This is a genomic window from Synechococcus sp. R55.4 (assembly GCF_047461935.1).
In the GTDB taxonomy this organism is placed as follows: Bacteria; Cyanobacteriota; Cyanobacteriia; order Thermostichales; family Thermostichaceae; genus Thermostichus.
The window spans coordinates 25,948-38,048 of record NZ_JANSIF010000007.1 but is presented as its reverse complement, the minus strand read 5'-3'; the positions used below and the strand labels follow the sequence as shown (position 1 = coordinate 38,048).

The following is a 12,101-nucleotide window of genomic DNA, read 5'->3' as shown; positions in this document are numbered from 1 at the left end:
GGCTTCGGCAATTCCTGGGATCCCTTTGCGTTAGCGTTGCGCAACAGCGAGATTCAACTCCTATCGCGGGGGAAAACTTTGGATTTTTCTGCTCAGGACAGTGGTGCGGTTCCTCTGCCGTAGGCATAGCACCATCAACATTGGGAAATGAGGCTATCGTAGAAGGATGAATCGGACATCCCCTTTTTCAAATCGACCGCTCATCGGCGTTACCACTCGCAACCGCAATGACGAAGGAGACTTCGTAGCGCCGGGACGCTATGTGGACGCCATTCGCGCTGCCGGAGGGATCCCCGTTCTTTTTCCCCCAGGCGAAAGTGAGCCTCAGGATTTGCTGTCTTGGGTGGATGGCCTGGTGTTGACCGGTGGCGGCGACCTCTGCCCCAGCACCTACGGAGAAGATCCGCAACATCCCCAGGTGCGCTATGTGAACGCGGAGCGGGATCGATTTGAGGTGGCCCTGGCTCAGGCCGTGCTGGCCCAAGGGATCCCTGTTTTAGGCATTTGCCGGGGGATGCAATTGTTAAATGTGGTCAGTGGCGGCAAGCTGATCCCCCATGTGCCTGATGTGTACGACGAGCTGGATCACTTCAACCCCGCTGATCGCAAGCCCATTCGCCACAATGTCAGCCTGATCCGCTCCACACGGCTACACCAAATCGTCGGCGCAGAAGAAATCTCTGTGGTCTCTTGGCACCATCAGGCCATCCGCGATGTGCCCTCAGGTTGGCGTTTGGCTGCCCGTTCTCGAGATGAGCTGATCGAGGCCATTGAACACGAAACCCACCCCTGGGCTGTTGCCGTGCAGTGGCACCCCGAGTTCACCTTTGAAGAAGCCGAGCACTTCCGTCTGTTTCAAGCCTTTGTGCAGGCAGCACTGCGTTTTTCCCCGCGCCTAGCTGGCCTGCTGCCCAACCCTGAGCCCGTACCCCAAGTCGCCTAAAGGAAGGTTCCCAGCCAGAGGACAGTCCTGCCGTTGGAGAATCATCCAACAGTTATCCCGTCAGTTATCCCGTGCTAACTTCTAGGCGGTGCCCCCTTGTCAAGAAGCGCCGATCGCGGTAGCGGGACGGAGTCCTTTCCCGTCAGGGTGCCGTACGCATATGAACAGGAAGCGACCGCTGGAGAGGGTTGTCTCTCTAGGGCTGGCTTTTGCCAGCTCGGCTCTTTTGGGTGCCTGCGGCGAGTGGAACTCTTCCCGAGCAGACCGGGTCAGTTGCCTAGCGATGCCTTTGTGCGCCTTTACGATGCCATCGGCAATGAACTCTGGAGCCACCAGTTTAGAACCCCTGACCAAGAAAACTGGGTTGCAAGCCCTGCCCTTAAGGGCGGCTTTTACTTCATCGCTACGTGACGCTTTCGCGGACGCCTGCGGCGGCGCAGAGCGCTATAGTCTGTCTTAGTTGGGGCACCGGTGAAAGTAAGTGTATCGCGTCCGCAGGCTCAAGTTAGGAACTTCCCCACAGTTGCACCAGTTGGCTTTGGCAGCAGGCCAGCTGTATTCCCAAACCCTCGTTTCCTTTTGGCGGGTAGTCCGTAAAAAAGGTTTGTGGTTGAAACCCGCAAGCTTAATGCGCTGGTTCCCCAACAGCCCAGAAAATGAGCTCCATGCCCACAGTGCTGACGCCGTAGTGCAGAGCTTCTGTGCTGCCCTGAAATCCTGGCGCAGCCGCCGCAACAGCGACCCCACCGCCAAGCCCCCCAAAAGACGGCGGCGCTACTTCAAGGTCATCTGGAAGTCCTCTGCCATTAGGGTTCGGGGTGGGAAGTTAGTTCTTTCCAACGGCAAGACCAACCCGCCTGTGGTCATTTCTTGGGCGTGGGAGACTCCAGTCCAAGTAGAAATCGGCTGGGACGGCAAGCAGTACGAGCTGCGGGCCTGCTACGACCTCAGCAAACGGCAGGCGGAGAGGAAAGAAGAGGAAACACCAAAGGCCGGGGAAGTGGCAGGGGTGGATTTGGGAGAAGTGCATCTGGCCGTTGCCCACGATGGGAAGGAAACTTTCATAGCCAACGGGCGGTTGCTGCGTTCCCAAAGGCGTTACCAGAACAAGCTGAAGGGCAAGCTCTCCAGGCTAATGGCTCGCAAGAAGAGAGGCTCACGGTGGTGGAAGCGGTTAGTTCGTTCTAAGCAGCGTCAGTTAGCTAGGCTGGCAAAGCAGATGGCGGACATTCTCCACAAGCAGACGACCAGGTTGGTCTCCACGCTCCAAGCAAGAGGCGTGCAGACGGTTGTGATTGGGGACATCCGGGATATCCGGCGGTCGGCCCAGTACAACAAGGTAGCCAACCAGAAAATCCACTAAATGCTGTCGGGACAGGTGCGGCGGATGCTCACCTACAAGGCAGAGCAGTTGGGGATGCGGGTGGTGTTGCAAGAGGAGCGGTACACCTCGCAGAAGTGCCCGCGCTGCAACATGCTCCACAAGCCCAGTGGTAGGGAGTATCATTGCCGAGCCTGTGGCTTTAGGTTTCACCGCGACGGTGTGGGTGCAGTGAATTTGAGACGGAAGTATCTGGGGCAGTTCGATGTCCCAGTAGTTGGGGTGATGGCATCCCCCATTGGGTTGAGGTATTGGCCTCACGCCCAATGTAGCCCGGCAAGTGAAAGTCGTTTCACAAACCGGGAAAGAATCCCTCGCCTTTAGGCGGGAGAGAATGTCAATTTGACTGGATTCGTTCTCTTGCTTCGGACAAAAGGGGAAATCTTTGGGTGGCGGGGGTAACTTGGGGAGCCTTTCCTGACCAACCCCGATCGCGTCAGCGGGACGGAGTCCTTTCGCGTCAGCGGGACGGAGTCCTTTCGCGTCAGCGGGACGGAGTCCTTGCGGGCATGAAAGATGTCTTGGTACTCAAATACGCTCGTTAGGCTGAGGCTTTGCCAGGGCAGGATCCCTCTGCGGCAGTTCATTACCCTAGTAGCCAGCAGAGAGCTGCCCCATGCTAGGCTCTAGGCGGTGCTGCTCTGGTCGGCAAGGGGGGACTTGAAAGATATGAAACAAAGGGTGGGCAAGGTAGTTCTTTTAGGAACTTTAACTTCTTTTGCCAGCTCAATTCTTCTGGGGGCCTACGGTTCCCATTCAATCGAGTGGACTCGCCAGTTCGGAACTCCTGCGGATGAGGTGGCTGATTCTATTGCCATCGATGGACAGGGCAATGCTTGGGTAGCGGGAACCACTACGGGAGCCCTTCCTGACCAGTTGAGCGCTGGGAGCTGGGGTGCTTCTGTGCTTCAAGTACAGTCGCTAAGCCTGAGCTTCCTTCCCTTGGGAGAGCGGCCATGCACCGAATAGCTGCTTTGCCAGGGGGATGGGATCCTTCCCAATCCGGCGTCATTTTCTTGGAGCAGGATCCCGCTCCCATCGTTATCCTTTCGGCAGCCGATACGGATCTCACGGCCTTGAGCGCAGCCCTGCGCCTGTTGCCCGGCGATTTTCCGGCGGTGCGGGCGGCCAATTTGTTGCAGTTGCAACAGCCCCTAAGCCTGGATGACTATGCCGAGAGGGTGCTGCGGCGGGCGCAGGTGGTGCTCCTTCGCCTGTTGGGGGGAAGGGCCTACTGGAGCTATGGCCTGGAGGTAGCCAAGCAGGTGGCAGCCGAGGAGGGATCCACCCTGATCGTCATTCCTGGGGACGATCGCCCGGACTGGGATTTGGTGAGCCATTCCACTGTGCCCCTGGCGGTGGCGGATCGGGTGTGGCGGTACTGGCTGGAGGGGGGAGCGGAGAATGTGGCTGCCTGTCTGCTGTTGCTGGCTGGGGAGTTCCTAGGGGGCCAATATTCGGCGCCGGATCCACAAGGGTTGCCTCGTCTTGGGATCTACCAACCTCCCGTAGCCTCGCCGACGGATCCCCAAGCTCCCAAGGTGGGGATTTTACTCTACCGGGCCCATGTTCTGGCGGGGAATACAGAGCCGGTGGATCAATTGGCAAAAGCCTTGGTGGAGCGGGGGCTGCAGCCTCTGTGCCTTTACACCTACAGCCTTCAAGATCCCGACTTGCCCCAGGCCATTCGGGATCACTTTGGCAGCCAGATTGACCTGTTGCTCAACACCACCAGCTTTTCTCTGGCGCGGTTGGACAGCCACCAGCCCGACGTGAGGCTGTGGCAGGAGTTGGATGTGCCTGTTTTGCAGGTAATCCTCAGCGGTGGATCCCGGCAGAGCTGGGAGAACTCCACGCGGGGATTGGGGGCGCGGGATCTGGCCATGAATGTGGCTTTGCCGGAGGTGGATGGGCGCATCATCAGCCGCGCCATTTCCTTCAAAGCGGTTCAACAGCGGGATCCCCACTTGCAAACGGAGGTGGTGGCCTACGTGGCTGTGCCGGATCGGGTGGAGTTTGTAGCCGATTTGGCGGCCAACTGGGTGAAATTGCGGCGTACCCCCCCTTCCCAGCGGCGACTGGCTTTGATCCTGGCCAACTACCCCAGTCGGGACGGGCGACTGGCCAATGGGGTGGGTCTGGATACCCCTGCCAGTTGTGTGGAAATTCTCAAAGCTTTGGCGGGAGCTGGCTACTCAGTAGATCCCCTGCCCCAGACTGGAGATGAACTCATCCATTGGCTAACCGAAGGCCAGACCTACGACCCCTTGGGATCCCTGCGCCCCGCTCGCCAATGGCTTTCTGCTGCCCTTTATCGAGATTGGTTTGCCCACCTGCCTGAGCCCATCCAAGCCAACCTCATTCAGCAATGGGGGAATCCGCCCGCCCAAAACATCCCCATCGCCGGTCTCCAGTTGGGGCACGTTTTTGTTGGCATCCAGCCCCCGCGGGGCTACGACCGGGATCCGTCCTTGAACTACCATGCCCCGGATCTGGTGCCCCCCCATGAGTACCTGGCTTTTTACCTGTGGCTGCGGCAGGTCTTCGCCGTTCAAGCGGTGGTGCATGTGGGCAAGCACGGCAACTTGGAATGGCTGCCCGGCAAGGGATCCGCTCTTTCCGCCATCTGCTACCCGGAGGTTGCTCTGGGGCCAATGCCCCACTTCTACCCCTTCATCGTCAACGACCCAGGAGAGGGATCCCAGGCCAAGCGGCGAGCCCAGGCAGTGATTATCGACCACCTCACCCCGCCCCTTACCCGCGCCGAGCTGTACGGCCCCCTGGCGGATTTGGAACGGCTGATGGATGAGTACGTGCAGGCCCAACAGTTGGATCCCAGTCGTTGTCCCCTGATTCGCGCCCAGATTCAGGAGCTGGTTCGAGCAGAGCATCTAGACCAACAGTTCAACCTGGAAAAAGAAGAAGATTGGAATCGCCTGGATGGCTATCTTTGCGAGCTAAAAGAATCCCAGATTCGCGATGGGCTGCACATCTTTGGTCGAATCCCTGCCGGTGAGCAGCTTGTTGATCTGGTGGTAGCCCTGGCCCGCTACCCTGGCCACGGGCAACTGGGGATTACTCAGGCCATTGCCCGCGATTGGGGATGGGACTGGGATCCCTTGACCGCCGATCTAACGGATCCCTGGCCAGACAAACCGCCAGCCCAGTAGCTATTCCAGTTTCAAATACGGTTTGCCTTAGCTCCCCTCTCCCTCTGAGAGAGAGGTCGGCGGTGAGAGATTCAAAAGGAGTTGATTGGGATCCCCTCTCAACTCCTCCTGAGCTACCACTTGAACAAAAATTGAAGCAACCTAGAGAGACGGCTGGATCCTGGTGCTGCGCTTCAAAACAAGCTCAACTGGGAATCCCTTGCCTAGCACCGGGAAGCCTCAGCAGGCGTTTCAATAGCGAGATTGAAAACTCCGCCGCCGCTCGCCGCCACTGTTCGCGTTACCAGAGCGGAAACCTGAGGTGGGGCGTTCTTCTCGCGGGCGAGCTTTGTTCACCTTGAGGTCGCGCCCCATCCATTCCGCCCCATCCAGCGCAGCAATGGCGGCTTGCTCCTCTGCTTCAGAGCTCATTTCCACAAACCCGAAGCCCCGAATGCGGCCTGTCTCGCGGTCAGTGGGGATTTGCACCCGCTTGACAGAACCGTACTCAGCAAAAACAGCGGTCAAATCCGCTTCTGTCACCTTAAAGGAAAGGTTGCCAACATAAATCGACATAGACGATCTCCGAAAGAGAGAGTAACAAAGGGTGAGATGTTCGGAGAGCCGTCTGCCAATACAAAACGTGAAAATCCGTCAAGACCAGAAGAAACGAGCACTACAACCGATAACAATCTCAGCTTCTATCCTAACACAGAAGCAGGGGTTCACCACTTCGATTTCGCGAAATTCTGGGGACATTGCCTTCACACCCCAACTGGCCCGGCCCAAACACTCCGCTGCCCTACCTGCGCTGACGCCACCTCAGCCCAGCTTCTCCAGCCTGGATCCCAGTAACCTCATCTGGGCTTCCAGCTCTGCCAGTTGTTCCTGACTGGCTTGCACCACTTCAGGGTTGGCCCGGTTGAGAAAATTGGGGTTCTCCAAGCGGGCGCGGATCCCTTGGGCCTCTTTTTCCAGTTTGGCCAGGTCTTTTTGCAGTTTGGCCCGCAGCGCTTCCACATCCACCAGTCCTGCCAAGGGCATCAGCACCTGCACCGTGCCCACCACTGCAGCCGCCACCTGTTTGGGCTCCGTGGCCAGGGATCCCGTAATCTCCAAAGCCTCGGCCTTAACCAGATCCCGGATATAAGCTTGGGCAGCCGTCAGGATCCGCTGCTCGGCGGGATCGGTAGTGAGCAAAAGGGCCCTGATGGTCTGATGGGGCTTGAGGCCGGTTTCTGCCCGCAGGTTGCGCAGGCTGGTAATGGTTTGGATCACCAAGCCAAACTCCCGCTCCAGTTGAGGGTCGATCCAACTGGGATCTGGGGTGGGATAGGGCTGCACGGAGATAGAGGTGGTTTGGTTGGCCTGGGTGAGCAGCTGCCAGATCTCCTCGGTGATGTGGGGCATCCAGGGGTGCAGCAGCTTGAGAATGGTTTCCAAAACGGTGGCCAGCACCTGCTGCGCTGCGCGTTTGGAAGCCAGGTCTTCTCCCCGCAGCCGGGGCTTGACCAGCTCGATGTACCAGTCGCAAAAGTCATCCCAAATGAGAGAGTAGAGCAGGCGCGCCCCCTCGCCCAGGCCATAGGCTTCCAGCTCGGCGATAACTTGGGTGGCCGTGGAGTGCAGCCGCGACAGGATCCAGCGATCGGCCAGCTCCAGCGCTTCGGGGGCAGGGGATCCCAGTTGGGCAGGGGTTTGCCCCTCCAAGTTCATCAACACAAAGCGGGAGGCGTTCCAGATCTTATTGGCAAAGTTGCGGGCGGCCTCTACGCTGGCGCTCTCGCCGGTCTTGCGGTCATAGGCCAGGCGGATGTCTTGCCCTGCCCCCACCACCTCTTTGACCAGGGCATAGCGCAGGGCGTCGGTGCCGTATTTGTCCAGCAGCTCCAGGGGATCGATACCATTCCCCTTGGTCTTGGACATTTTCGCCCCGTGCTCATCCCGCACCAGGCCATTGATGTACACATCTTTGAAGGGGATCTGGCCGGTAAATTGGGATCCCATCATGGCCATGCGGGCCACCCAGAAGAAAATGATGTCAAAGCCCGTGGACATCAGGGAGTTGGGATAGTAGCGTTTGAAATCCTCGGTCTCTTCCGGCCAGCCTAGGGTTGAAAAGGGCCACAGAGCAGAGCTAAACCAGGTATCCAGCACATCGGGATCCTGTTCCACCCGCTCAACTTCTGGGCCAAACTTTTCCCGTGCCTTGAGCAGCGCTTCCTCGCCGTTGCGGGCCACCACAAAAGCTTGGGGATCCTCGAGAAGCTGGCCATTGAGGACTGGATACCAAGCCGGGATCTGATGGCCCCACCACAACTGCCGAGAAATGCACCAGGGGCGCAGCTTTTCCAGCCAGCCCGTGTAGACTTTGGTCCAGCGCTCAGGGATAAAGCGGGGGCTATTTCGTTGGTATTCCTCTTCCAAACAGCGAGCCCCCATCCCCGAGACATCGCAAAACCACTGAATGGAAAGCAAAGGCTCGATGGGCACGCCGCCGCGGTCGCTGTGGGGAACGGTGTGGGTGTAGTCCTCCACCTTCTCCAGCAGGCCATGTTCGGCAAACCACTGCACCACCTTTTCTCGGGCCACAAAGCGATCTAGGCCGGTGAAAGGATCCCCGTTTTCGTTGAGGGTGCCGTCTTTATTGAGGATGTTGATGAAGGGCAATTGGTGCCGTTTGCCGATTTCAAAGTCGTTGGGGTCGTGGGCCGGGGTAATCTTCACACACCCGGAGCCAAAGGAGGGATCCACATACTCATCCGCAATGATGGGGATGAGGCGATTTTTAATGGGCAGGCGAATGAACTGGCCGATGAGATGGCGATAGCGCTCATCCTGGGGGTTTACCGCCACCGCCGTATCCCCCAGCATGGTCTCGGGGCGAGTGGTGGCCACCACCAGATACTGGCTGGGATCCTCGGCCAAGGGATAACGAAAATGCCACAAATGGCCCTTGACCTCTTTGTCGTCTAGCTCAATGTCTGACACCGCCGACTGGGTGGCCGGGCACCAGTTCACCAAATACTCGCCCCGGTAAATCAACCCCGCCTCGTATAGCCGCACAAACGCCTCGGTTACCGCCCGGCTCAGCCCCTCGTCGAGGGTAAAGCGATCCCGCGTCCAGTCCAGCGAGAGACCCAGCCGCCGCAATTGGCTCTTGATAGCTCCCTGCGACTGCTCCTTCCAAGCCCAAGCTCGCTCCAGAAAAGCCTCGCGGCCCAGATCGAAGCGGGTCTTGCCCTCTTGGCGCAGTTGGTTTTCCAGGATGGTGTGCACGGCGATGCTGGCATGGTCTGTGCCGGGCAGCCAGAGCACGTTGTAGCCGCGCATCCGCTTGTAGCGCGTCACCACATCCGGCAGGGTAAAGGCAAAAGCATGGCCCATGTGCAGGTTGCCCGTCACATTGGGCGGGGGCAGCACCATGCTAAAGGCCTCTCCCGGCGCCTTGGGATCCGCCACGTAAAAGCCCTTCTCCTCCCAAAAGCGCTGCCACTTCGGCTCGGTCTCGAAGGGGTTGTACTGGCTGGGCAGGTTGGCGGAGGAAATTGCAGCAGTCATAGGGAGGATAGGCCAACGGCTGAGAAGGATGAATCACTTTATAGAGTAGCAGTTCAACCCTTTGCCCTTCGGGGTAGAGTGGCCCATCGGTCTTGACCCTAATCACACGGCTAGAGAGGGATTTCGAGCTAGGGTACTACCATCCTCAGCTTTGGGTACGGCGTTATGTCCAGATCATTGACGGCAACGGTCCTGATGGCTCTGATGGCTCTATCCCCTGGGATCCCTGCCTTGGCGCAACAGGACTGGAAGAGATCAGAGAGAGACATCCTACTTTGTCGTGGGGAGCCTTTTGAACCAGGCTCTCTGGCAGGTTATGAAGCTTGCTTCAGTGCTCGCCTTCATCCGGATGAACAATCCTGGCCGCCTCTACTACCCCTGATAGGCCTGTATTTTATCCCGCACTCTGACTACTCTTCTTTTTGCTTTGTAGGTGCAGGAAAGCCCGGTAGCCTGGAGGCAATTCTCGTCGGTCGAAGTGGAGAGCTCATCTTTGGCCTAGATAGCCCCTCAACCCCTTCTGAACTAGAAGTAGAAACCCCCCAGATTATCCAGCGAAAAGCCCGCATTCTCGAGGTATACAAACATCACACTTTCAGTATCAGCCAACTGGTGGTTTACGACGAAACCGAGTTGAACTTGGAGGGGTTCGTGCCTGTGACTGCGCCTCCAGGATACCTCATTTCGCCGGACGAGTTTTTAGAGGCTCCCGAGTGCCAAGCCATTTTGAATTGAGGACTCCTCCACTTGTAACTGGTGTGCGTTCTTGGGTTTTGGCAGGCTTACGAGATGGCTCTAGAGCCCAGAGTAAGCGTTGAGCCATTCCATGAAGTAAAACACCAGTGGCGCGGTGAACACATAGCTGTCTCCCCGATCCAAGATGCCACCGTGGCCCGGGATCAGATCCCCGGAATCTTTCACCCCTGCATCCCGTTTCATCAGAGATTCTGTGAGATCTCCCAGCAGGCTGGTTAACCCAATCAAAAACCCCAGAATGCCCCCACTCAACCAGCTCCACGGCCAGCCCAGGTAATAGGCTCCAACCACCGCAAGGGTCATGCTGGCGGCAATCCCGGCTACCGCCCCTTCCACCGTCTTTTTCGGGCTGAGGATGGAGAGCTTGGTGCGCCCAAAGGCCCGACCACACAGGTAGGCCCCTACATCTGCGGCGATCACGCAGCCAATGGCCAACAGCGTAATCCATAGCCCTTCGCCAATGCCCTTGGATAAAGACAAAGCCCTGACCCGAATCCAAAAACTGGGCAGCAGAGCACAGTAAAACAGTCCCAAAATTGAGGTGGCAATATCGGCAATGGTGGCCACCTTGGGCTTAAAGAGCAAATAAAAACAGATGATCGATCCCGCCACGATAAAGGCAGGGCTGGTCCACTCCGGCCTCACCTGCTGCAAAATCACCAGCACCTGGCTGGAAAACATGGTGGTGCGCATGGCCGGCGCATTGCCTTTGGCTTGCACCAAGCGAAAAAACTCCAACTGGGCCAAAAAAATGATCAGCCCAATGGCTGCAGTAAAATACCAGCCCCCTAGCAGGGTGACCGCCAACGCAAACAACACCGCCGCAAAACCGCTAACCCAACGGGCTCCCATGGGCGCACCCCGTCACGTTGGCTGGCCAAATACCTCTTGCCCCCGGCTCCAGCAGATCGACGTCCAAGCCGAGAGCAGAAGAAACCCCCCCTCTGGTGTTCAAGATTCGCGTTTGCGGGACGGAGTCCTGATGCGGCTGCTGCAATGGAAACGCCTCTTGCCCTAGCCTTTCAGTTTAACTCCCTTGGCCTCGAAACAACCGCTTTCGGCCCTGCAGGATGGGATTTCCAGGTAAGGTGGCAGACAGACTGGAGCATGAGATAATGGGCAAACCGCAAAGCTCACTGCTGACCGCCTAAGATACCTCTGATTCGTTGCACCGCAGCATGGTTCAAGAACTCACTTCGCGCTCCACAACTGCTCGCATTTCTGCCGAAGAGGCTCGTCTTCTTTATGAAGACATGGTGCTGGGCCGCCTGTTTGAAGACAAGTGCGCCGAAATGTACTACAAGGGCAAGATGTTCGGCTTTGTGCATCTGTACAACGGCCAAGAGGCCGTCTCTACGGGGGTGATCAAGGCGCTCAAGCCCACCGACTACGTGTGCAGCACCTACCGCGATCACGTGCATGCCCTCAGCACAGGGATCCCACCACGGGCGGTCATGGCAGAGTTATTCGGCAAGGCCACCGGCTGCAGCAAGGGTCGGGGCGGCTCCATGCATCTCTTCTCGGCGGAGCACAATTTCTTGGGGGGCTATGCCTTCGTGGCCGAAGGGATCCCAGTGGCGACGGGGGCTGCTTTTTCTGCCAAATACCGGGGCACTGACCAGGTAACCGCCTGCTTCTTTGGGGATGGAGCCTGCAACAACGGCCAGTTTTACGAGTGCCTCAACATGGCCGCCCTCTGGAAGTTGCCCATCGTCTATGTGGTGGAAAATAACTTCTGGGCTATTGGCATGGCCCATGAACGCGCCACTTCCGACACCGATATTTACCGCAAAGGCCCGGCTTTTGGCATGCCCGGCTACCAGGTGGATGGGATGGATGTGCTAGCAGTGCGAGAGGCCGCCCAACAGGCCATCGCCCGCGCCCGTGCCGGAGAAGGCCCCACCTTGCTAGAGTGCATCACCTATCGTTTCCGGGGCCATTCTCTGGCCGACCCTGACGAGCTGCGCAGTCCTGAGGAAAAAGAGTTCTGGCGGCAGCGGGATCCCATTAAACAACTGGAACGCTATGCCCTGGAGCACAACCTAATGTCCGAGGCAGACTTCCAAGCCATCCACGCGGAGGTCAGCGCCGTGATTGAGGACGCGGTTCTTTTCGCCCTGGAAAGCCCAGAGCCCACTCTGGACGAGCTACACCGTTTTGTCTTTGCCGAAGACGAGTAGATCCTGGCCACTTCCCCGGTAGCGGGGGAGTCGCTTGCCGGGAGATCCCCACAAGGTTCTCTGGCCAACTCGGGTGGCCCATCCACCTGGCGGAGTGCTGTCCTGCTGGATCCCTCGAGGATCCTCGATGA

The 12,101-nt window shown here is 58.2% G+C and carries 9 protein-coding genes; 6 read left to right on the top strand and 3 right to left on the bottom strand.

What is annotated here, in order from left to right; translation table 11 throughout:
- Positions 1–166 precede the first annotated feature (166 nt).
- The 5 genes from NW842_RS02955 to cobN all read left to right on the top strand — a co-directional run bounded on the left by NW842_RS02955 (position 167) and on the right by cobN (position 5,494).
- On the top strand, positions 167–943 hold the full coding sequence (locus NW842_RS02955) for a gamma-glutamyl-gamma-aminobutyrate hydrolase family protein (protein ID WP_414356167.1): 777 nt from the start codon (positions 167–169) through the stop codon (positions 941–943).
- A gap of 628 nt (positions 944–1,571) precedes the next feature.
- The gene (locus NW842_RS02950; protein WP_414417434.1) at positions 1,572–2,306 is read left to right on the top strand and encodes an RNA-guided endonuclease InsQ/TnpB family protein; all 735 of its coding nucleotides are present in this window, start codon (positions 1,572–1,574) and stop codon (positions 2,304–2,306) included.
- Positions 2,307–2,648 (top strand): zinc ribbon domain-containing protein, encoded by a 342-nt coding sequence (locus NW842_RS02945; protein WP_414417433.1) that lies wholly within the window; start codon positions 2,307–2,309, stop codon positions 2,646–2,648.
- A 345-nt stretch (positions 2,649–2,993) separates the two neighbouring features.
- The gene (locus tag NW842_RS02940; RefSeq protein WP_414355442.1) at positions 2,994–3,293 is read left to right on the top strand and encodes an SBBP repeat-containing protein; all 300 of its coding nucleotides are present in this window, start codon (positions 2,994–2,996) and stop codon (positions 3,291–3,293) included.
- Positions 3,281–5,494 (top strand): cobaltochelatase subunit CobN, encoded by a 2,214-nt coding sequence (gene cobN, locus NW842_RS02935; RefSeq protein WP_414417432.1) that lies wholly within the window; start codon positions 3,281–3,283, stop codon positions 5,492–5,494. Before NW842_RS02940 ends, cobN begins: the two co-directional genes overlap by 13 nt.
- Positions 5,495–5,725: 231 nt before the next feature.
- Here the strand turns inward: cobN and NW842_RS02930 are convergent, their stop codons facing one another.
- The 3 genes from NW842_RS02930 to NW842_RS02920 form a co-directional block, all read right to left on the bottom strand.
- Complete coding sequence (locus tag NW842_RS02930; RefSeq protein ID WP_011431969.1) at positions 5,726–6,049, bottom strand: RNA recognition motif domain-containing protein; 324 nt, start codon at positions 6,047–6,049, stop codon at positions 5,726–5,728.
- A 246-nt stretch (positions 6,050–6,295) separates the two neighbouring features.
- Positions 6,296–9,034 (bottom strand): valine--tRNA ligase, encoded by a 2,739-nt coding sequence (locus NW842_RS02925; protein WP_414417431.1) that lies wholly within the window; start codon positions 9,032–9,034, stop codon positions 6,296–6,298.
- A 795-nt stretch (positions 9,035–9,829) separates the two neighbouring features.
- Positions 9,830–10,642, bottom strand: a complete 813-nt coding sequence (locus NW842_RS02920; RefSeq protein ID WP_414409498.1) for a phosphatidate cytidylyltransferase — start codon at positions 10,640–10,642, stop codon at positions 9,830–9,832.
- A 326-nt stretch (positions 10,643–10,968) separates the two neighbouring features.
- On the opposite strand from NW842_RS02920, the gene pdhA reads away from it, so the two are divergent.
- Entirely contained in the window at positions 10,969–11,970 is a 1,002-nt protein-coding gene (gene pdhA / locus NW842_RS02915; RefSeq protein WP_414350741.1) for a pyruvate dehydrogenase (acetyl-transferring) E1 component subunit alpha, read from the top strand.
- Positions 11,971–12,101 lie beyond the last annotated feature (131 nt).

Excerpts from the sequence above, each read along its gene's own strand:
- NW842_RS02955 (WP_414356167.1), top strand. The coding sequence starts at position 167 with ATGAATCGGACATCCCCTTTTTCAAATCGACCGCTCATCGGCGTTACC.
- NW842_RS02950 (WP_414417434.1), top strand. The coding sequence starts at position 1,572 with ATGCGCTGGTTCCCCAACAGCCCAGAAAATGAGCTCCATGCCCACAGT.
- NW842_RS02945 (WP_414417433.1), top strand. The coding sequence starts at position 2,307 with ATGCTGTCGGGACAGGTGCGGCGGATGCTCACCTACAAGGCAGAGCAG.
- NW842_RS02940 (WP_414355442.1), top strand. The coding sequence starts at position 2,994 with ATGAAACAAAGGGTGGGCAAGGTAGTTCTTTTAGGAACTTTAACTTCT.
- cobN (WP_414417432.1), top strand. The coding sequence starts at position 3,281 with ATGCACCGAATAGCTGCTTTGCCAGGGGGATGGGATCCTTCCCAATCC.
- NW842_RS02930 (WP_011431969.1), bottom strand. The coding sequence starts at position 6,049 with ATGTCGATTTATGTTGGCAACCTTTCCTTTAAGGTGACAGAAGCGGAT.
- NW842_RS02925 (WP_414417431.1), bottom strand. The coding sequence starts at position 9,034 with ATGACTGCTGCAATTTCCTCCGCCAACCTGCCCAGCCAGTACAACCCC.
- NW842_RS02920 (WP_414409498.1), bottom strand. The coding sequence starts at position 10,642 with ATGGGAGCCCGTTGGGTTAGCGGTTTTGCGGCGGTGTTGTTTGCGTTG.
- pdhA (WP_414350741.1), top strand. The coding sequence starts at position 10,969 with ATGGTTCAAGAACTCACTTCGCGCTCCACAACTGCTCGCATTTCTGCC.